This is a genomic window from Dyella sp., assembly GCF_035503745.1.
Taxonomy (GTDB): Bacteria; Pseudomonadota; Gammaproteobacteria; order Xanthomonadales; family Rhodanobacteraceae; genus Dyella_B.
The window spans coordinates 1-19,354 of record NZ_DATJTC010000011.1 but is presented as its reverse complement, the minus strand read 5'-3'; the positions used below and the strand labels follow the sequence as shown (position 1 = coordinate 19,354).

The 19,354-nt window shown below is 64.9% G+C and carries 18 protein-coding genes; 8 read left to right on the top strand and 10 right to left on the bottom strand.

The window, feature by feature from the left end; translation table 11 throughout:
• Positions 1-168 precede the first annotated feature (168 nt).
• Positions 169-1,536: a glutamate--cysteine ligase gene (locus VME63_RS04015; protein ID WP_325430497.1), complete on the top strand. Its 1,368-nt coding sequence runs from the start codon at positions 169-171 to the stop codon at positions 1,534-1,536.
• The gene (locus VME63_RS04010; RefSeq protein WP_325430495.1) at positions 1,533-2,171 is read left to right on the top strand and encodes a LysE/ArgO family amino acid transporter; all 639 of its coding nucleotides are present in this window, start codon (positions 1,533-1,535) and stop codon (positions 2,169-2,171) included. Before VME63_RS04015 ends, VME63_RS04010 begins: the two co-directional genes overlap by 4 nt.
• Positions 2,172-2,233: 62 nt before the next feature.
• Here VME63_RS04010 and VME63_RS04005 read toward each other — a convergent pair whose 3' ends face one another.
• On the bottom strand, positions 2,234-2,695 hold the full coding sequence (locus VME63_RS04005) for a DoxX family protein (protein ID WP_325430493.1): 462 nt from the start codon (positions 2,693-2,695) through the stop codon (positions 2,234-2,236).
• Between the two features lie 283 nt (positions 2,696-2,978).
• Between VME63_RS04005 and VME63_RS04000 the strand changes: the two genes are divergently transcribed.
• From VME63_RS04000 to VME63_RS03985, 4 genes are all read left to right on the top strand, one after another.
• Positions 2,979-3,251, top strand: a complete 273-nt coding sequence (locus VME63_RS04000) for a hypothetical protein (protein ID WP_325430491.1) — start codon at positions 2,979-2,981, stop codon at positions 3,249-3,251.
• A 60-nt stretch (positions 3,252-3,311) separates the two neighbouring features.
• Entirely contained in the window at positions 3,312-4,169 is an 858-nt protein-coding gene (locus VME63_RS03995) for a DUF692 domain-containing protein (RefSeq protein ID WP_325430489.1), read from the top strand.
• Entirely contained in the window at positions 4,166-4,945 is a 780-nt protein-coding gene (locus tag VME63_RS03990; protein WP_325430487.1) for a DNA-binding domain-containing protein, read from the top strand. The genes VME63_RS03995 and VME63_RS03990 overlap by 4 nt, the downstream gene beginning before the upstream one ends.
• Before the next feature lie 74 nt (positions 4,946-5,019).
• On the top strand, positions 5,020-5,931 hold the full coding sequence (locus VME63_RS03985; RefSeq protein WP_325430486.1) for an AraC family transcriptional regulator: 912 nt from the start codon (positions 5,020-5,022) through the stop codon (positions 5,929-5,931).
• A gap of 184 nt (positions 5,932-6,115) precedes the next feature.
• On the opposite strand, the gene VME63_RS03980 is transcribed toward VME63_RS03985, so the two are convergent.
• The 9 genes from VME63_RS03980 to VME63_RS03940 form a co-directional block, all read right to left on the bottom strand.
• Positions 6,116-6,358 carry a hypothetical protein gene (locus VME63_RS03980; RefSeq protein WP_325430484.1) on the bottom strand — a complete coding sequence of 81 codons (243 nt, stop codon included), beginning with the start codon at positions 6,356-6,358 and terminating at the stop codon, positions 6,116-6,118.
• Between the two features lie 36 nt (positions 6,359-6,394).
• Positions 6,395-8,590: a peptidyl-dipeptidase Dcp gene (dcp, locus tag VME63_RS03975; RefSeq protein ID WP_325430482.1), complete on the bottom strand. Its 2,196-nt coding sequence runs from the start codon at positions 8,588-8,590 to the stop codon at positions 6,395-6,397.
• A gap of 123 nt (positions 8,591-8,713) precedes the next feature.
• Entirely contained in the window at positions 8,714-9,823 is a 1,110-nt protein-coding gene (locus VME63_RS03970; protein WP_325430480.1) for a glycosyltransferase, read from the bottom strand.
• A 26-nt stretch (positions 9,824-9,849) separates the two neighbouring features.
• Positions 9,850-10,992 (bottom strand): adenosyl-hopene transferase HpnH, encoded by a 1,143-nt coding sequence (gene hpnH, locus VME63_RS03965; protein WP_325430478.1) that lies wholly within the window; start codon positions 10,990-10,992, stop codon positions 9,850-9,852.
• 135 nt (positions 10,993-11,127) lie between these two features.
• Positions 11,128-11,730: an isopentenyl-diphosphate Delta-isomerase gene (gene idi / locus VME63_RS03960; RefSeq protein WP_325430476.1), complete on the bottom strand. Its 603-nt coding sequence runs from the start codon at positions 11,728-11,730 to the stop codon at positions 11,128-11,130.
• The gene (locus VME63_RS03955) at positions 11,723-14,002 is read right to left on the bottom strand and encodes a hydroxymethylglutaryl-CoA reductase, degradative (RefSeq protein WP_325430474.1); all 2,280 of its coding nucleotides are present in this window, start codon (positions 14,000-14,002) and stop codon (positions 11,723-11,725) included. Before VME63_RS03955 ends, idi begins: the two co-directional genes overlap by 8 nt.
• 99 nt (positions 14,003-14,101) lie before the next feature.
• Positions 14,102-15,202 (bottom strand): hypothetical protein, encoded by a 1,101-nt coding sequence (locus tag VME63_RS03950; protein WP_325430472.1) that lies wholly within the window; start codon positions 15,200-15,202, stop codon positions 14,102-14,104.
• Positions 15,199-16,227: a diphosphomevalonate decarboxylase gene (gene mvaD, locus VME63_RS03945; protein WP_325430470.1), complete on the bottom strand. Its 1,029-nt coding sequence runs from the start codon at positions 16,225-16,227 to the stop codon at positions 15,199-15,201. The genes VME63_RS03950 and mvaD overlap by 4 nt, the downstream gene beginning before the upstream one ends.
• A gap of 47 nt (positions 16,228-16,274) precedes the next feature.
• Positions 16,275-16,838, bottom strand: coding sequence for a DUF2147 domain-containing protein (locus tag VME63_RS03940; RefSeq protein WP_325430469.1), 564 nt, complete (start codon positions 16,836-16,838; stop codon positions 16,275-16,277).
• Positions 16,839-16,918: 80 nt separating this feature from the next.
• Here VME63_RS03940 and hpnI point away from each other — a divergent pair, with 80 nt between their 5' ends.
• A complete protein-coding gene (hpnI, locus tag VME63_RS03935) occupies positions 16,919-18,064 on the top strand; it encodes a bacteriohopanetetrol glucosamine biosynthesis glycosyltransferase HpnI (protein ID WP_325430466.1) in 1,146 nt (381 codons plus the stop codon).
• Positions 18,065-18,143: 79 nt separating this feature from the next.
• Positions 18,144-19,354 (top strand): hopanoid biosynthesis associated radical SAM protein HpnJ (gene hpnJ, locus VME63_RS03930; protein ID WP_325430464.1); only part of this gene is annotated, 1,211 nt, incomplete at its 3' end.

Sequence of the window (19,354 nt, the reverse complement as noted above, 5' to 3'; positions counted from 1 at the left end):
TCTTTCCATCGCCGCGGTTTCGTACCAAGGTGTGAGCGGGAGGCGGTGACCGGTTCGGCCACCGTCCCTGTAGCTGTACTGTCACGTTCAATTTTTTTCGCGCTCCCCCCTTTTCGTGGCGGCGCGGCGCCTCCATAGTCGGAGGCCACTCCCGTGAGGCTCGTCCCCGTGTCCATACCCAGTGCCGTCAAGAGCACCCCCATTCACGGCCGCCAACAGCTGATCGACTACCTGGCCGCCGGCGAGAAACCGCGCGAGGCCTGGCGCATCGGCACCGAGCACGAGAAATTCGGCTTCCGCACCGACGACCTGCGCCCACCGGCCTTCGAAGGCGAGCGCGGCATCCGCGCGCTGCTGGAGGGCCTGGCCGCGCGCTATGGCTGGGATATCGCGCGCGAGGGCGATACCCCGGTCGCGCTGACCCGCGGCAAGGCCAACATTACGCTGGAGCCGGCCGGCCAGCTAGAGCTTTCCGGCGCGCCGCTGGAGAACATCCACGAGACCTGCCGCGAAGTGAATACGCACCTGGAAGAGGTGCGCTCCATCGCCGACGGCCTGGGGCTGGGCTTCCTGGGGATGGGTTTCCAGCCCAAATGGGCGCGCGAGGACATGCCCTGGATGCCCAAGGGCCGCTACAAGATCATGCGCCAGTACATGCCCAAGGTCGGCTCGCTCGGCCTGGACATGATGACGCGCACCTGCACCGTGCAGGTGAACCTGGATTTCGACAGCGAAGGCGACATGGTGCGCAAGTTCCGCACCAGCCTTGCGCTGCAGCCGATCGCCACCGCGCTGTTCGCCGATTCGCCGTTCACCGAAGGCAAGCCCAACGGCTTTCTGTCGTATCGCTCGCACGTGTGGACCGACACCGACGCCCACCGCACCGGCATGCTCGACTTCGTGTTCGAGCAGGGCTTTGGCTACGAGCGCTACGTCGATTACATCCTCGACGTGCCGATGTATTTCAGCTTCCAGAACGGCCAGTACATCGACCTGGCCGGCCAGGACTTCAAACGCTTCATGGCCGGCACGCTCGACGCGCTGCCCGGCACGCGCGCCACCATGAAGGACTGGGCCGATCACCTGACCACCGCCTTTCCGGAAGTACGCCTGAAGCAGTACCTGGAAATGCGCGGCGCCGATGGCGGTCCATGGAACCGTCTGTGCGCGCTGCCCGCGCTGTGGGTGGGCCTGCTGTACGACGACGATGCCCTGCAGTCGGCGTGGGATCTGGTCAAGGATTTCAGCCGGGAAGAACGCCACGCATTGCGCGACGGCGTACCCAGGCACGGATTGAAGCTGCCGTTCCGCCAGGGTACGGTGCGCGACCTGGCGCGCGAGACGCTGTCCATTGCCGCACACGGGCTAAAGCGCCGTCATCGGCTCAATCGTCATGGCGCTGACGAAAGCGTGTTCTTGCAGCCGCTGGCCGAGATCGTCGACGCCAACCAGACGCCGGCCGAGCGCAAGCTCGAACTGTTCCACGGCGCGTGGAACGGTAGCGTGGACCGGGTGTTCAAGGAATTCGCGTATTGATCGCCGCTGCGTCGGCGCATGCGCCTTTCCTGTCCGGGCTATTGCTTGGCGCGTCGCTGATCGTGGCGATCGGCGCGCAGAACGCCTTCGTGCTGCGCCAGGGCTTGTTGCAAGTGCATCGCTTGCCGGTGGCGCTGTTCTGCGCGCTTTCCGATGCGCTGTTGATCGCCGCCGGCGTGGGCGGAGTGGGCATGGCCGCGGGACGGCACCCGCGCCTGCTGATGCTGATCGCCTGCGCAGGTGCGCTGGTCTTGATCTGGTATGGCGTGCAGGCGTTTGGCCGCGCGCTGCGTCCGCATGCATTGAAGGCCGATACGCATGGCGACACCGGCAGCATCTGGGGCGTGCTCGCCGCCTGCGCCGGATTCACCTGGCTCAACCCTCACGTCTATCTCGACACTGTGCTGCTGATCGGCAGCCTTGCCTCGGCCTGGCCGGCACCGTGGCCGCGCGCACTGTTCGGGCTCGGTGCGGCCACGGCATCGTTGGTGTGGTTCTTTTCGCTGGCGTTCGGCGCGCGCCTGCTCGCCCCGGTGTTTCGCAAACCGCTGGCGTGGCGCGTACTGGATGTATTGATCGCCCTGGTAATGTGGACGATCGCGATCAAGCTGCTGCTGTCGTTTCTCGTGCACTGACCGCCTGATCGGGTGCGCGTGATCGGGCGCCTGACCCGGCGCGCCCGATCGACCGCATCGGCTCAATCGCGCGTCTTGATGCCCAGCCAGCGCGCCACCAGCGTATCCAGGCTGGCCTTGCCGGGGCCGGCCATCAGGAACCAGAAGAAGATCAGCGAGTAGACCACTTCGTCGGCCTCCACGTAATCGTCCAGGCCCATCAGGTTGCTCGACACCACCAGCGTCACCGCCACCGCCATGTTGATGATCATCGGAATGCTCACCAGCCGCGTGAACAGGCCCAGCATCAGCAACAGGCCGCCGAGCAGTTCGGTCCAGGCCGACAGCGCCGCACTGAAGGCCGGATGCGGGATGCCCCAGCCCACGAAGCGCTGGGTGAAACCTGCCAGGTTATGTACTTTGGCAATGCCCGTTTCCAGCCAGAAATAGCCAAATACCAGCCGCACCACCAGCGGCCCCAGCCAGCGCCCGCTGTGCAGCACGTCTAGTGCCCAGGAAGCTTTTGTCGCGATGAATTGACGCATTGCACATATTCCCGTCGGTGAATTGAGCGCATGATGCGTCCGCCCCGCGATGCCCACCATGTTCGAGCGTCCAGCCTTTCTATCCCTGGGTCCGGAGCGAAGGACCTCGAACGCGAACCAGACGATCGGGCATAAAAGCAGGATGCGTGGGCGCAGCCATGGAACAGGCGCGGCAACACAATGTTCCCGTCGAATCCGGCTGTACAGGCCCAGCCTGCGCGTGCGGACCAGACGCCCCAGCGCCGCCATGTGGCGAACGCCAACTTTTTACGGAGCCAGAATCATGAACATCAAGACAGTCAACGCCAGCGCCATGGCCGTGATGGTGGCCGGTCTGTTCGCCGCTGCCGCGGTGTCCGCCGCACCGGCAGGCAGTGCGCCGGCTGGCGACAAGGCGATGGTCAAGTGCGTGAACTCGTCGTCCTGTAAGGGCCAGGGTGCATGCAAGCAGGCCACCAACTCCTGCAAGGGCCAGAACGCGTGCAAGGGCCAGGGCTTTACCATGCAGAAGACCCAGGCCGACTGCGCCGCCGCGCAGGCCGCCGCCAAGAAGTGATGTCCCCGGCGGGTGCGCCGCCTGGCGCATCCGCCTCTTCCCGCTCAAGTGAGTGACGCCATGGCACCCTCGTCCCCGCCACGCCCCGGCCCACTTCCCTATCTGGGCTACGGCCTGGGCCTGCGCGTGGAGCATTACGAAGCACTGCTGGCCAACCCCGGCAAGGTGGAGTGGCTGGAAGTCGTATCGGAAAACTACATGGTCGGCGGCGGCCTGCCGCTGGTCTGGCTGGAACGCTTTCGCGAACGCTTCGCGCTGGTGATGCACGGCGTATCGCTGTCCATCGGCAGCACCGATCCGCTGGACGAAAATTACCTCGCCCGCCTGGCCGCCTTGGCCAAGCGCATCGAACCGGCCTGGGTGTCCGATCACCTGTGCTGGACCGGCGTGCAAGGCGTCAATCTGCATGACCTGATGCCGTTGCCCTACACCGAAGAAGCGCTCGCGCACGTGGTGGACCGCGTCAAGCGCGTGCAGGACCTGCTCAAGCGGCGCATCCTTCTGGAAAACGTCTCCAGCTATATCAGCTTCGCCGATTCGCAGCTGAGCGAGTGGGAATTTCTCGCCGCCGTGGCCGAACGGGCCGATTGCCTGATCCTGCTGGACATCAACAACGTGCATGTCAGCGCGAAGAACCATGGCTTCTCCTCGCTGGATTATCTGCGCGGCATTCCCGTATCGCGCGTGCAGCAGTTCCATCTGGCCGGCTATGAGCAGGGCGAGCGGCTGATCATCGATACCCACGACGCACCCGTTTCCCACGCGGTGTGGGATCTCTACGTGGAAGCGGTGCGCCGCTTCGGCCGCATCTCCACCATGATCGAACGCGACGACAACTTCCCGCCGCTGTCGGAGCTGATGGCCGAATTGGAGCGCGCGCGCGCGCTGGCCGAACCGCTGCTGAAGGACGCGGCGTGAGTTCACTGCAGGCCATCCAGCAACAGATGCTGCAGGCCGTACTGGCCGAAAAAAGCCGGCCTCCGCAGATGGTGCGCGATGACGCCATCGCCGATGCATCCAGCCGCCTGGAGGTGTATCGCCACGGCTACCGCATCCGCCTGCGCGATGCCCTGAAAGTGGAATTCGCCGGCTTGCAATGCATGGCCGGTGCACGCTTCGAAAGTCTGCTCGACAAGTACGTCGCCGCACACCCTTCGGAGCATTACAACATCCGCTGGCATGGTTCGGGTCTGCCCGGATTTCTCGCCTACGCGCATCCGTGGCGTGAAAAGCCGCAACTGGCGGAAATGGCGAAGCTGGACTGGGCGATGTCCACGGCGTTCGACGCGGCCGACGAATCGCATATCGGCGTGGCCGACCTTGCCGCCGTGCCGCCCGCCTCCTGGGCGGGGTTGCGGCTGACGCTGCAGCACAACCTGCAGGTACTGGCCTGCGTCTACAACACCGATGCCTTCCGCCGTGCCGCCGACCGCAACGGCCGGCGCCCGCACCTTCGCCGCTACGCCCAGCCGCGCCAGCTGCTGGTGTGGCGCCTGGGTACCGGCGTGCATTACCGCCGGCTGGACGACGACGAATGGCAAGTGCTCGGCGCGGCCATCCAGGGCGAAACCTTCGCCTCGCTCTGCGCAAGCCTGGCCGGCCACCACGGCGAAGCGGCCGCGATGGCGCGCATGGTGGCCTTGCTGACCCGCTGGCTCGGGGCCGGCCTGATCCACGGCTGGGTCCTGCCCTGACCCTTTTTGATGGCGCCATGTAACCTGCATCCGGCGGCAGCGAATGATATAACGCCAAGCCACGGAAGCTCGCCATGTCCTTCGAACACAGCGCCACGCTCGCCGATAGCCGATGTCCGCCCCCCGTCGCACCGGCGCTGGAGTCACTGCTGAGCGAGTCGATGCTACGGGTCGATATTGTGGGCGAACTGGATTACTGCGGTTCCTGGTTCATGGACGAGCCGCGCGAGGACTGCGGGCTGTTCCATCTGGTCGGGGCCGGCGAATGCCTGGTCGAGAGCCCGGCCTTGCGCGAACCCTTGCACCTGAAGACGGGGGATCTGGTGCTGCTGCCGCATGGCGATCCGCACTCCCTGCGCTCACTGCACGAAAACGGCGCGGCCACAACCAGCCTGATCTGCGGCGAACTGCACTTTTCCAGCCGCACGCCGCATCCGCTCAGCCACGCGCTGCCCAGTTGCTTTGTGGTGCGGGCGCTGCAGGCCGATCACGTATTCAAGCATCTCACCCACATGATGGTCGACGTGGTCAACTCCGGCCTGCCCGGCCGCCGCGTGCTGCTGAACAAGCTCGCCGACACGCTGTTCACGCTCGCCGTGTGCGACTACGCCAGCCGCAACACCGACCAGCGCGGATTGTTCGCGGCACTGGCCGACGCGCGCATCTGCAAAGTGCTGCAGGCGATCCACGAAAATCCCGGCCAGCCATGGACCATGCAAACACTGGCCTCGCTCGCCTGCATGTCGCGCTCGGCGTTCGCCGAACGCTTTGCGCAGCTGATGAAAGTGCCGCCGATGCAATACGTCACGCAATGGCGCGTCAGCGTGGCCGAACGCCTGTTGCGCGACCGGCAGGTGTCGGTGGCCTCGATCGCCGAGCAGTTGGGTTATAGCAGCGAGGCGGCTTTCAGGCGCCTGTTCAAGCGTGTGAGCGGCATCTGCCCGGGCCGGATCAGGTCGGCCGGCGTGAGCCGTGCGTTGAATTGACCGCGGCAACGCGTCGGCGCGATCCGAGCGCCCCGCAACGTCTCAAGGACTCGATGAAAATGATGGGCTGGACGACGCGCCGGCCGAGGGCGGCGCCCAAGCGCGAAGGCCATCCTGCCAGTCGATGCGACCGCGGCCACGTTGCGCGCTGTCCGCGTGGGTTTCGTTCGCGCCATAGGCGCCTTCAGTAGGCATCCAGCCGGCGCATGCCACGCGTGTCGATGCGGTAGAGCGCATCATCGCCAAGATGATCGTGTCCGAAAATAGGCACGGGGCCGTCCGCGCTCATCGACGTAATCGGCACTCTGTTAAAAAACATGTTCGCAATGGCCTGAAAATCTTCGGAGTCCCTGCAATCCCGCGCGAGCGCGTAAGGGTGACGCACCGACGTTGCGTGTGCGTCGCGCAAAAAAACGGGCTGGCGCACGCCAGCCCGTCTTGAGACGCTCGCTGCGCGAACGCCTTACTTGGATGGACCCTGCTTGAGCCCGCGATCGATCAGCATCGGGTCGATGCTCGGATCCTGGCCGCGCCAGTCCTTGTACAGCTTGGACAGCTCCACCGTGTTGCCGCGCGAAAGGATCATGTCGCGGAAGCGGTCGCCGTTTTCGCGGGTGAGACCGCCATGCTGCTTGAAGTCTTCGAAGGCATCGTCGGCCAGCATCTGCGTCCACAAGTACGCGTAGTAGCCGGCGGAGTAGCCATTGCTCCAAATATGCAGGAAGTAGCTGGAACGGTAGCGCGGCGGCACGTAGGAAAGATCCACGCCATCCTTTTTCAGCGATGCCGCTTCGAAGGCATCGGCGTCCTGCTTGGGCGCGTCGGCGCCGAGCATGTGCCAGTTCATGTCGAGCATCGCGGCGGCGACCAGCTCGGTCATGTCGTAGCCCTTGTTGAACAGGCCGGCCTTCTTCATCTTATCGACCAGCGCCTGCGGCATCGGGCTACCGTCCTTGTAGTTCTTCGCGTAGTTGGCGAAGACTTTCGGATCGGTCGCCCAATGTTCGTTGAACTGCGAGGGGAACTCCACGAAATCGCGTGCGGTGTTGGTGCCCGACAGCGTCGGGTACTCTTCATCGGCAAAGATGCTGTGCAGGCCGTGGCCGAATTCGTGGAACATGGTCACCACGTCATCGAGCGACAGCAGCGCCGGCTGGCCCGGCTGCGGCTTGGTGAAGTTGGTGACGTTGTAGATCACCGGCTTGGTGCCCAGCAGCTTGGACTGGCCGACGAAGTTGTCCTCCCATGCGCCACCATTCTTGTTGTCGCGCTTGAAGTAGTCGCAGTAGAACAGCGCGATCGACTTGCCGTCCTTGTCGAACACTTCGAACACGCGCACGTCGGGCTGGTAGACCGGGATATCCTTGCGCTCCTTGAAGGTCAGGCCGTAAAGCTGGTTGGCGGCAAAGAACACGCCGTTTTGCAGCACGTCGTTGAGTTCGAAGTACGGCTTGATCTGCGCATCGTCCAGATCGTATTTGGCCTTTCGCACTTCTTCGGCATAGTGCTCCCAATCCCACGGCTCAAGCTTGAAGCTTGGCTGGTGCAGCGCGGCCTGGTCCTTGTCGATCTGCTTCTGGATGTCGGCCGCTTCGATCTTCGCGCGTGCCACGGCAGCGGGCGCGAGTTTGGCCATGAAGCCCATCACCGCTTCGGGCGTCTTCGCCATCTGGTCTTGCAGCGTCCACGCGGCGTAGTTGGGAAAGCCCAGCAGCTTGGCTTTCAGCGCGCGCAGTTGTGCGAGGCGTTCGATGATGTCGCGGGTATCGTTGTCGTCGCCTTTTTCGGCGCGTGTCCATGAAGCTTCGAACAAGGCCTTGCGCGTGTCGCGGTCGGTGAGATCCTGCAGCAGCGGCTGCTGGGTGGTGTTTTGCAGCGTCAGCACCCACTTGCCGTCGAGCTTGCGATCTTTGGCCGCTTGCGCGGCAGCGGCGATATCTTCGTCGGAAAGGCCGGCAAGCTTGGCTTTGTCGTCCACGACCAGCGCGCCGTTCTTCGTCGCGGCGAGCAACTTGTTGTTGAACTGCGCTTCAAGCGTGGACTCTTCCTTGTTGAGATCCTTCAGCTTGGCCTTGTCGTCGGCGGACAGCTTGGCGCCGCCCATCACGAAGTTGCGATGCACCACTTCAATCAGGCGCAGCGATTCCGGATCGAGCTTGAGCGAATCTCTCTGGTCGTAGACGGCCTGGATGCGCTGGAACAGCTTGTCGTTGAGGGTGATCGCATCCTGGTGCGCGGCGAGCTTGGGCGCTTCGTCTTCCTGCACTTTCTCCAGCGTGTCGTCGGTGTTGGCCGCGGTGATGGCGTTGAACACGCGCTCCACGCGATCGAGCAGCACGCCGGATTTTTCCAGCGCCACATAGGTGTTCTCGAACGTCGGCGGCTCGGGGTTGTTGGCGATCTTGTCCACCTCGGCGAGCTGCTGCTTCATGCCCTCTTCGAGCGCGGGCTGGTAATCGGCATCCTTGATCTTGTCAAACGGCGGCGCCTGGTACGGCAGCGTGCTGGCGGTGAAGAACGGATTGCTGGCCGGGGCGGTCGCGGCCGAAGCGGACGCACTGGCAGACGGTGCCGGCGCGCTGGCGGTGTTATGGGGTGCCTGCGAGCAGGCGGCAAGGCCGATCGACGTGGCGATGGCCAGAAGACGTAAACGAGGCATGGACGCTCCCCAAGAATGGCGGACCCGGCTGGCGGGGCATGAACAGGTAACCTGCGACTTTAGCCAGAGCGCCCCCATCTTCCAAGCCCGACCATCGTCACAGGCGTGCCGACGGCGCCTGCCTCAGGTGCTGTAGGTGCGATCTTTCCAGCGCGAGCGCACGCCGCGCCAGTAGCGGATAGCCGAACTCCAGGTCATGCCCAGGTACAGCGCCGCGCCGACCGGCAGCAGCAGCGCCCAGGCCAGGCTCATGCGGTAATAGCGCAGCATCGGCAGGTAGCTCAGCATGCTCGCCACCAGCGCGATCACGCCCAGGCGCCAGGCCTGCGGCCAGCCCAGCACGACGAACGGCAGGCCGTAAGCCAGGGCGAACAGCACCGTCACCACCAGCAGGACGACGGTGGAATAGCCCAGCTGGGTGAAGGCCGAGCGCGCCACCATGTCGTGGATCGAGCCCAGGGTGCCGTAGGGGCGCAGGCTCACCACGCCGCGGCTCAGGCCCAGCCAGGTGCGGTAGCCGGCGTTCTTGACCTGTCGCGCGAGCGTGCAGTCGTCGATCAGCGCGTTGCGCAGGCTGGCGAACGCCCCGGCGCGCTCCAGTGCCTGCGTATCGACCAGGATGCAGCCGCCCGCCGCCGCCGCGACCAGGCGCGAGCTGGAGTTGGCGATCGAGAAGGGATACAGCAACTTGAAGTAGTAGACGAACGCCGGCAGCAGCAGGCGATCCCAGAAGCTGGTGCGGCGCAGGTCCGCCATCAGCGAGACGAACTGACGATTGTCGCCAAGCTTGTGCGCGAGCAATGCGGCCAGCAGGCCCGGCTGCAGCTGGATATCGGCATCCAGCAGCAAGGTCATGGGCGTGCGCACGTGCGCCTTGCCCTGCTCCAGCGCCCACAGCTTGCCGGCCCAGCCTTGCGGCAGGGGCTGGCCGCTGACGACGCGCGTGTTGGGAAAAGAAGCCGCCACCTGCGCGGTGGCATCGCTGGATTGATCGTCCACCACGATCACCTGCAAACCGCTGCCTTGCGCTTGCAGGCCCGCGAGCGTGAGGCCGATGACGTCGGCCTCGTTGCGTGCGGGAATCAGTACGGTTATCTCGCTCAGATCGACCGGCCCGGCGTGCGGGTCCGGTTCAATCCGTTCGCGGGTACTCCAGGGGTGCCATGGTGCCAGCAGCAACCCCACCCACATCACTGCCGGTATCGACGCGGCAACCCATTCCAGTGTGCCCATCGGTGGCAGCGCTTACCTTTTGGTGATCAGTGATTGGCCTGGTTGGTCGTTTCCGCACTGCGACGCTGGATCGAGCTGATCGGAATCTTGATGGCGGTGGCGTCGGCGCGATCGCCGTACTTCACCGGCAGATCCGGCGCCATCGGGCCATCGGTGCGCGGACCGAACATCGACACCTTCAGCGCCTTCAGCGGGTGGGCGAACATGTCGTCCACGGCGGTGCCTTCGAAGCCGCAGTGCGCCATGCAGTTGTCGCACTTGGGATTGATGCCCACGCCGTACTTGTCCCACTCGGTGTCTTCCATCAGCTCCTTGTAGGTCTTGGCGTAGCCTTCGTCGACCAGCAGGTAGCACGGCTTCTGCCAGCCGAAGATGTTGTACGTGGGGTTGGACCACGGCGTGCACTGGTAGGCCTGGTTGCCCGCGATGAAATCCATGAACATCGCCGACTGGTTGAACGCCCACTTGCGCTTGCGTTCCTTGCCGATCTTGAAGATGTCACGGAACAGCTGCTTGCTCTCGGTGCGGCCCAGGAACACGTCCTGGCGCGGCGCATGCTGGTAGCTGTAACCGGGCGACACGGTAATGCCTTCCACGCCCAGTTCCATCGCGTAGTCGAAAAAGTCGGCCACTTCTTCCGGCGGCTCGCTGTTGAACAGCGTGCAGTTGACCGTCACGCGGAAGCCCTTGGACAGCGCCAGCTTGATCGCGGTAACCGCCTTCTCGAACACGCCGTCCATGCACACGGACTTGTCGTGCTGCTTCTCCAGGCCGTCCAGATGCACCGACCAGGTGAAGTAGGGCGAGGGCTTGTATTCGTCGATGTGCTTGGGCAGCAGGATCGCGTTGGTGCACAGGTACACGAACTTCTTACGCGCCACGATGCCTTCGACGATCTTGGGCAGATCCTTGTGGATCAACGGTTCGCCGCCGGGGATCGACACCACCGGCGCATCGCATTCGTCCACGGCGGCCAGGGCCTGCTCCACGCTCATGCGCTTCTGCAGGATTTCCTTGGGCTGGTCGATCTTGCCGCAGCCCGCGCATGCCAGATTGCACTGGAACAGCGGCTCCAACATCATGGCCAGGGGATAACGCTTCTGGCCACTCAGCTTTTTGCCGAGGATGTAGCGTGCGATCGTGGTCTGCTGAATAAGTGGAATACCCAAAGGATTCTCCAGTACGTCAATGCGGGTGATGCGGGCTGACCCCGGGACTGGGGACGCTTGCGCATCAAGCGCTTACAAGTCTTGCGGATGGCCAAGTATAAGCCACCCGCCCGGTTACCGTTATGTCTGGCCCGCCTAAGCTGCCGACCGCGGCGCAAACACGTGCGCGTGGTCACGGCGGATGCGGGCCCATTCGATCTTGAACCAGGGCGTAAACGCCTCCGGTTGGGCGGCCATTTCCGCATCCAGCGCATCGGGGGCGATGTAGCGCAGGCCCGAGATCTCGTTCACGTTCACCGTCGGCGCGGCATCGCTGCGGCCGGCGTATACCCAGCACAGTTCATGCTCGGCGCCCTCGGCATCGAATTGCGCCTGGTATTGGAACTTGAACAGGAACTCCAGTTCGCAGGCCAGGCCCAGTTCTTCGCGCAGGCGGCGGTGGATGGCCGAGTCGATGGCCTCGCCGCGGCGCGGATGGCTGCAGCAGGTGTTGGACCAGAAGCCCGGCCACAGGCGCTTGCCGGGTGCGCGCTGCTGCAGCAGCAGTTCGCCCTTGGCGTTGAACACGAACAGCGAGAACGCGCGATGCAAGGTGCCCTTGCCCACGTGCGCGGCGGCCTTGTCGAGGAAGCCGACCTCACGGTCGTCCGCATCGACCAGGATCAGCGGCTCGTCGTCGAAGGAAACCACTTCCCGCGAGTCGCGCCACTCCTGACGTTCCAGTTCCTGGTTATCCAATGTCGACCTCCATCGCCTGATAGCCGGCATCGCGCATCGCAGCCGCCACTTTTTCACGGTTCTGCGGGCACAGCGCGACGATCGAGCCGCCGCCGCCGCCGCCGGTGAGCTTGGCGCCGAGCGCGCCGTGCTCGCGCGCGATCTGCACCAGCTCTTCCACTTCCCAGCTCGACACGCGCAACGCGTTGAGCAGGCCGTGGCAGATGTTCATCAAATCGCCCAGGCGTTCCAGGTCGTACTGCTGCATGGCTTCCACGCCTTGCAGCGTGAGGCCGTCGATCTGCTGGAAGATGCCGTCGTACAGCGCGGGATTGCGCTGCCAGGCGCTGCGCACCTTGCCCACCGTCACGGCGGTGAGGCTTTCCTTGCCGCTGATGCCGATCACCAGCGGAATGCGCTTGGGCAGGTGCAGTTCGCGCACCATCGGCGCGTCGCCCGACTTGGCCGCACGCTTGTACAGCAGCGGCTTGCCGTAGGTCGCCACGGTGTTGTCGATGCCGGAGGCCGAACCGTGCGCGACTTCCTCGCAGCGGAACGCCAGCGCGTTGATCTCCTCGTCGGAGAGTTCCAGCTTGTAGTGCTGGTCGAGTGCGCGGATCACCGCCACCGCCATCGCCGCCGAACCGCCCAGGCCCATTGCGCGCGGCACGTTGGGAAACACTTCGATGCGCATCGAGCGCTCGGTGAGCTCAAGCTCGTCGAAGATGATGCCCAGCGAACGCTGGAACGAATCGCGGTGCGCCGGGTCGCGGTGCAGGCGGTATTCCACGCCCCAGCGCGGAATGAACATGTCCACGCCGCCGGACTTGGTGTCCTGCGCGATCGCGCGCACGGCCAGCGGCACGGGCGCGGCGATGGCGTGGCTGCCGTAGACGACGGCATGTTCGCCAAGCATGATGATCTTGCCGTGGCCGCAGGCACGATGGTCGATCGCCGGCTGCTCGGTCGCTTCGGGCACACCGCGCGACTCCTTGCGGACCTGGTCGACGATCTCCTGCGCTTTCCAGATCTTGATCTCGCCGCTTTCCACGAGGCGCTCCACGACGGTGTCGAAGATTTCCGCCGTGGCACCCGCGGCGACGGCGACGCTACGCGCATGCAGCGTCATGTGTCCTTGCTGGATGCCTTCGGTGACCAGCGCGCGCAGGGCGGAGAAGTTCTGCGCCAGGCCGACCGCACCCATCACTTCGGCCAGTTCGCGCGCGGTTTTGACGCCGAGCAGGCGCAGGTCGAGCGCAACGGTGGCGTTGGACTGCAGCGGACCGCCGACAATGCCGACCTTCATCGGGATATCGAGTTCGCCGATCAGTTCGCCCTTCTCGCCCTTGTACCAGCGGGTGAGCGAGGTGTAGCGCCCGCCGCGCGCGGCATAGGCGTGCGCGGCCGCCTCGATGGCGCGCCAGTCGTTGCCGGTCGCCAGCGCCACGGCATCGACGCCGTTCATGATGCCTTTGTTGTGGGTGGCGGCGCGGTACGGGTCGATGCTGGCGAACTCGTTGGCGAGCACGATGCCGTCGCGTACTTCCTCGCCGGTGAAGCCCTTGCCGGTGAGATGCTCGGCCGGGATCACGCAGCGCGCGCGCACCATCGAACGATCGGTGAGGTTGGAAAGAATGCGCAGGAACACGCGCCCGCCGGTCATCGTCTCCACCAGCGAGGCGATGCCCTCGCACATGGTGTTGACGAGGTTGGCACCCATTGCGTCGCGCGTGTCGACCAAAAGGTGCACCACCAGCATGTCGCCGCCTTCGGCGCGCGCATGCACGTGCACTTCCAGATCCTGCGCCCCGCCGCCGCGCGCCACCATCTGCGGATGCAGGCTGTTGGCGAGGTTCAGGATCTCGTCCTTGCGCTGGAGCAGCGCGGCCTTGGCGTGCGACAGATGCGGCACGTCGACCACCTGTACCTGGCCGATCAGCACCGGCTCGGTACTCTCCACGGTGAAACCGCCCGCGCCACGCACCACCTTGGCGGCCGACGACAGCGCCGCCACGATCGACGGCTCTTCCACCACCAGCGGCACGATGTAGTCGCGGCCGTTGACCAGGAAGTTCAATCCCAGGCCCACCGGCAGACCCATCACGCCGACGACGTTTTCGATCATCTTGTCGGCTTTGTGGATCTTCAGCGTGTGCTCGCCGGATACCAGCGCCTGGTAATCCTCCGCCGACAGCCAGCCGCGCTCATGGATGACGCGGACGCGGTCGGATACGGAGAGTTTGTAGAACGCGGGGAATCGGGAACGTTCGGCACTCGATGATTCGGCACTCATGCCTTGGCTACTCCGGATAGTTCAAGATGGATGCACACCGTCACGCGGACGTTGGATGTCGTACGCCGGCCATGACGTTTAAATACGGGGGCGATCACGTCAGAGACCCTTGAGCGGCGAGCCTGCAACCTGACGCATATGGCAACTGACCCCTTGGGAATCAAGTGGGAGGGGGATCACATGCATATCAGCGCGCACAATGGCGCCTTCAAATGTCGCCAACCTTTCCGAGTCCTCGGCAAAAACCACGCCGAAATCGCCGCCGGCACCGCAGGGCTTATAGCTGACCCCGGCCTGGGCCGCCATCTCGGCGAGTCGTTTTTGTGCGGCAGAATAGATTTCCAGGCCACAGGCCTCGCCGAAACCCTTCAGCGCCGCGGCGTAGTCTTTCGTCAGGCCAATGAAAGATTGCGTCTGACGTTCGCGCAGCGCGCGCACCGCCGCCGCCGAAATCGCGCCGAGGCGGGCCATGTGCGATGCGTAGTCGGCACCATGCGTGCTGCGCCATTGTGCAAGGTGCTTGAGCGAATGGGCGGTGGACACCGATTGACCCGACCACACGAACAGGCAGTGCACGCCCTGCACGGGCCATGCCTCGTGAGCGAAATGCGGGGTGCGCGCCTGGCCCTGCAACTGATAACTGATCAAGCCGCCGGCCACGCCCGCGGCCACGTCAACACCGCTGCCGCGCCCACCTTGCCAGCCGCCGTGCATGTCGAACAGGCGGCATACCCACTGCGCGCGATCGGCCCACGCATCGGCGTGGCCCGCGCAAGTGGCCAGCGCGGATGCGAGCGCAACCGTCAATGCGGCGCTGGAACCAAGCCCGAGCTTGACGCGCGCCGCGCCTTCGCCGTGGAAAAAACCCGAAGTATCGAGCTGGATGTCCAGGCCCTGCCCGGCGCGCGGCGCCAGGCCCTGCTGCAACAGGCCGCTCCACACGTGCTCGACCAGGCTGAGCTTGGCGGCGATAGCCGCATCGCATTGCCACGCCAGCGCGCCGTTGCGATCGATCGTCCACGCCGCATCGCGGATGTCCAGATCGGGTGCGGACACCGTGCAGGCGCCGTCCTCGCGCGAGGTGATGCGCGCCTGGGCCCGGCGATTGACCGCCAGCACCAGCGCGGGCGCGCCTTCCAGTACGGCGTAATCGCCCAGCAGCACCTGCTTGCCGGGTGCGCTCGCGACAATGTCCATCATGCCTCCACCAACTCGGGCGCGATCGCCTTGGCCCCCTCGCCCAGGCCGGTATCGAGCACGTCGAGCACGCCGGGAACATCGCGCAAGGCCGCCTTGACCTGCTCGATCGCGGACGGCTCGCACACGGCTTTCAGCTGCGGACCCGCGTCCACGGTGAAGAACACCGGCAAGCCCTGTTGGCGCAGCGCTCGCACGCGATGCATGCATTCCATGGTGGCGCCGTTCCAGTACAAGAGGCCCGGCTGCGCGGCCATGGCCAGCGCGTGCATCTTCAGGCAGCTGTATTCGGAGATCTGCGCGAGCGCCTGGAAATCGCGCGCGAGGATCGCGTCGCGCGCAACGGCCAGGTCCGCTTCCTGCGTATCGACCCACGCCGATTGATAAGGCGAGGTTTGCGCAGTGCGGCGCATGCCTTCGCTGGAACCGACCTGCTTGGCCGCCTTGGAGGTGATCGCCACCGCCACGCGCAGCGGCCAGGCGCCGGCGGCGAGCAGCGGTTCGGCCACCGAGTCGGTGCCATCGGCCAGCCGGCCATGCGCCCATTGGACATAGCCGCCGAATATGGAACGCGCCGCCGAACCCGAGCAGCGGCGCGCCAGCACCGACTGCTCCGCCTCGCTCAATGCCAGGCCCAGCGCGTTGGCGCCCGCATGCACCAGCGCGGCGAAACCGGAGGCCGAGGAAGCCAGGCCCGCTGCCGTGGGAAAGTTGTTGCGGCTGGCCACCTGGGCGCCCCAATCGACCGCCGCGCGCTGGCGCAGCAGATCCAGGCAGGCGGTGATGCGCTTGGCCTCGGCTTCGTCGCTGCGCCCGTTGAGACTGACCTGGTCGCCCTTCTGCCCGGGCACGAAGCGCACCTCGGTGCGCGTCCACAGGCTGTCCAGCGTGATCGAAATGGAGCCCACCGCCGGCAGATTCAGCGCGGCATCGCGCTTGCCCCAGTATTTGACCAGCGCGATGTTGGGCTGGGCCTGCGAGGCAGCATGCAAGGGGCCGGACGCATCGGCTCGAAATTCTCGATTCATAGTGTTCCGCGGGGGGAGGGGTAGCAAAAAAAACAGCCAATTATTTTTTATTTATCAATTACATAGGGCAAGCCGCCCTGGCCTGGGCTCTTCATCGTGACCCGGGTCCAGGTGGTGTTGCCGCCTAGCAGGGAAATGCCGATGTAACCGCGCAGCACCAGCCGGTCCGGCCCGCGCAGCCGCACGATGCAATTGTAGGTCTTTCCATTCTCCGAATTATAAACGCGCCCGCCGACCCACTTGTTATCGGCCATGTCGTAGTGCAGCCCCTTGAGCAGGTGCAAGCCGGTCAGCGGCTGGCCGCGCAGGGCCGGGTCGGGATTGTTGCGGTCGGTGACGATCTTGCCGTTGAGCTCGGGGCCGTCTTGCGGGCCATAGGTGTCGTGGAGTTGCCACAGGATGGTGCCCTGGTATTGGTCGCCCACGCGCTCGATCCGGATCACCGCGTCGCGGCTTTCCACCAGCCAGTCGCCCACGATGCCCGAGGCGGCGGGCAGGTCGTCCACGCCGTCGTCGGCCGCGGCCGGGGCGATCGCCCCGGCCAACAGCAACAACACCCACGCGATCAGGACCATGAGACGGGATGCGCGTGCCAGACGTGCCCAAATCATCGCCCCCTCCTTGCGTGATGGATGGGCGGACCCAATGTCCGCCGATTCCCCTAAAGTGGCAGCCTGTAGCATAACCGCCCATGTCTCCAACCTGGATCGCCATTCTCCATGGGCTCGGCATCGCACTGGCCTTCGCCGCCGCAGGCTATGCGTGCGTGGCGCTGTGGGCGATTCTGCGCGTGCCGCGCGCCTCGGCGGCCCGCATCGACTACCGCGCCCTGCGCCCGGTCACCGTGCTCAAGCCACTGCATGGCGCCGAGCCCCGGCTGTACGAAAACCTGCGCAGCTTCTGCGTGCAGAACCACCCGTCCTACCAACTGGTGTTCGGCGTGCGCGACCCGGACGATCCGGCCATCGCGGTGGTGGAGCGGCTGCGCGCGGAATTTCCCGGGCGCGATATCGCCCTGGTCATCGATCCGCGCGTGTACGGCGCGAACCTGAAGGTCAGCAATCTGCTGAACATGCTTGCGCACGCCAGCCACGACTGGCTGGTGCTGGCCGATGCCGACATCAGCGTGCCGGCCGATTACCTCGCGCGCGTCACCGCGCCGCTGGCCGATGCGGGCGTGGGCATCGTCACCTGCCTTTACCACGGCGTGCCCGGCCCCTCGTTCTGGTCGCGGCTTGGCCGCCTGTTCATCGACGACTGGTTTGCGCCATCGGTACGCCTGTCGCACGCCTTCGGTTCGACGCGCTTCGCCTTTGGCTCGACCATCTGCCTGCGCCGCGACGCGCTGGTGGCGATCGGCGGCCTGGAGGCGCTCAGCAACACGCTGGCCGACGACTTCTGGCTGGGCGAGCTGACGCGGCGCGCCGGATTGCGTACGGTGCTGTCGGACGTGGTGGTCGGTACGGACGTCGCTGAAAGCCAGTTGAAAGCTTTGTGGGACCATGAAGTACGTTGGCTGCGCACCATCCGCTCCCTGGCGCCGTGGGGTTTTGCGATGACTTTCGTGTGTTTCACCACCCCATTGCTGGTGCTGGGCCTGTGCCTGGCGCCCGGTGCGGTTACGCTGGCCCTCGTCCTGCTCGGTGGCGGGGCGCGGGTTTTGCTACACTTTTTGCAGCGGCGCCCCCGTGATGACGCCTTCGCCTGGCATGACGTCCTCTTGATTCCCCTCCGCGACGCCTTATTGCTGATGGAATGGGCAATCGCCCTGGCCGGTTGGCAGGTAAAATGGCGCGGTCAGGTATTGCATGCTCGAGGCGACGGTTCAGCGCCTTAAAATTAGCTTTGTCCGACTTTGTTCCTGAACTGTCTGCTGCCCCTGAGCAGGATGACTGCCCCCGCAGGAGTTATTGGTAATGAAAACGCTTTTTCTGCAAGCTCCCTCGTTCGACGGTTTCGATGGCGGCGCCGGTTCGCGCTATCAGGCCAAACGTGAGATCAAGAGCTTCTGGTATCCGACCTGGCTGGCCCAGCCGGCCGCGATGATCCCCGACTCGCGCGTGCTCGACGCGCCGGCCGACGAGATCTCGGTCGAGGACAGCCTCAAGATCGCCCAGCAATACGAGCTGGTGATCATCCACACCAGCACGCCCTCCTTCCCGACGGACGCGAAGTTCGCCGAGCTGCTGAAGGAACGCAATCCCAAGGCCATCGTGGGCCTGGTCGGCGCGAAAGTCGCGGTCGATCCGAGCGGCTCGCTCACCGCCTCGCCCGCGATCGATTTCGTCGCGCGCGAAGAATTCGACTATACCTGCAAGGAAGTGGCCGAAGGCCGTCCGTTCGAAAGCATCACCGGCATCAGCTATCGCCTTGCCGACGGCACCGTGCAGCACAATCCGCCGCGCGCGATGATCGAGAACATGGACGACCTGCCATTCGTGGCGCCGATCTACAAGCGCGATCTGACGATCAGCAACTACTTCATCGGCTATCTCAACTATCCGTACGTGTCGATCTATACCGGCCGCGGCTGCCGTTCCAAGTGCACCTTCTGCCTGTGGCCGCAGACCGTCGGCGGTCATCGCTATCGCACGCGCTCGGCCGCCAACGTGCTGGCCGAAGCAAAGTGGATCAAGGAGAACATGCCCGAAGTGAAGGAGCTGATGTTCGACGACGACACCTTCACCGACAGCTCCAACATGGATCGCGTGCATGAGATCGCGCGCGGCCTCGGCGCCATGGGCTGGACCTGGTCGTGCAATGCGAAGGCGAACGTGCCCTTCGAATCGCTCAAGATCATGAAGGAAAACGGCCTGCGCCTGCTGCTGGTCGGTTACGAGTCGGGCGACGACCAGATCCTGCACAACATCAAGAAGGGCTTGCGCACCGATATCGCGCGCCGCTTCACTGAGGACTGCCGCAAACTTGGCATCACCATCCACGGCACCTTTATCCTCGGCCTGCCGGGCGAAACCAAGGAAACGATCGACAAGACGATCCAGTTCGCCAAAGAGATCAACCCGCACACCATCCAGGTGTCGCTGGCCGCACCGTATCCGGGCACCACGCTGTACAAGCAGGCGGTCGAGAACGGCTGGCTGCAGGAGAACGAGGCGGTCCACCTGGT

Coding starts and splice junctions, on each gene's coding strand:
- VME63_RS03970 (WP_325430480.1), bottom strand. CDS start 9,823: ATGGGCACACTGGAATGGGTTGCCGCGTCGATACCGGCAGTGATGTGG.
- VME63_RS03985 (WP_325430486.1), top strand. CDS start 5,020: ATGTCCTTCGAACACAGCGCCACGCTCGCCGATAGCCGATGTCCGCCC.
- VME63_RS03955 (WP_325430474.1), bottom strand. CDS start 14,002: ATGAGTGCCGAATCATCGAGTGCCGAACGTTCCCGATTCCCCGCGTTC.
- VME63_RS04005 (WP_325430493.1), bottom strand. CDS start 2,695: ATGCGTCAATTCATCGCGACAAAAGCTTCCTGGGCACTAGACGTGCTG.
- VME63_RS03950 (WP_325430472.1), bottom strand. CDS start 15,202: ATGATGGACATTGTCGCGAGCGCACCCGGCAAGCAGGTGCTGCTGGGC.
- VME63_RS03995 (WP_325430489.1), top strand. CDS start 3,312: ATGGCACCCTCGTCCCCGCCACGCCCCGGCCCACTTCCCTATCTGGGC.
- mvaD (WP_325430470.1), bottom strand. CDS start 16,227: ATGAATCGAGAATTTCGAGCCGATGCGTCCGGCCCCTTGCATGCTGCC.
- VME63_RS04000 (WP_325430491.1), top strand. CDS start 2,979: ATGAACATCAAGACAGTCAACGCCAGCGCCATGGCCGTGATGGTGGCC.
- dcp (WP_325430482.1), bottom strand. CDS start 8,590: ATGCCTCGTTTACGTCTTCTGGCCATCGCCACGTCGATCGGCCTTGCC.
- VME63_RS03940 (WP_325430469.1), bottom strand. CDS start 16,838: ATGATTTGGGCACGTCTGGCACGCGCATCCCGTCTCATGGTCCTGATC.
- hpnI (WP_325430466.1), top strand. CDS start 16,919: ATGTCTCCAACCTGGATCGCCATTCTCCATGGGCTCGGCATCGCACTG.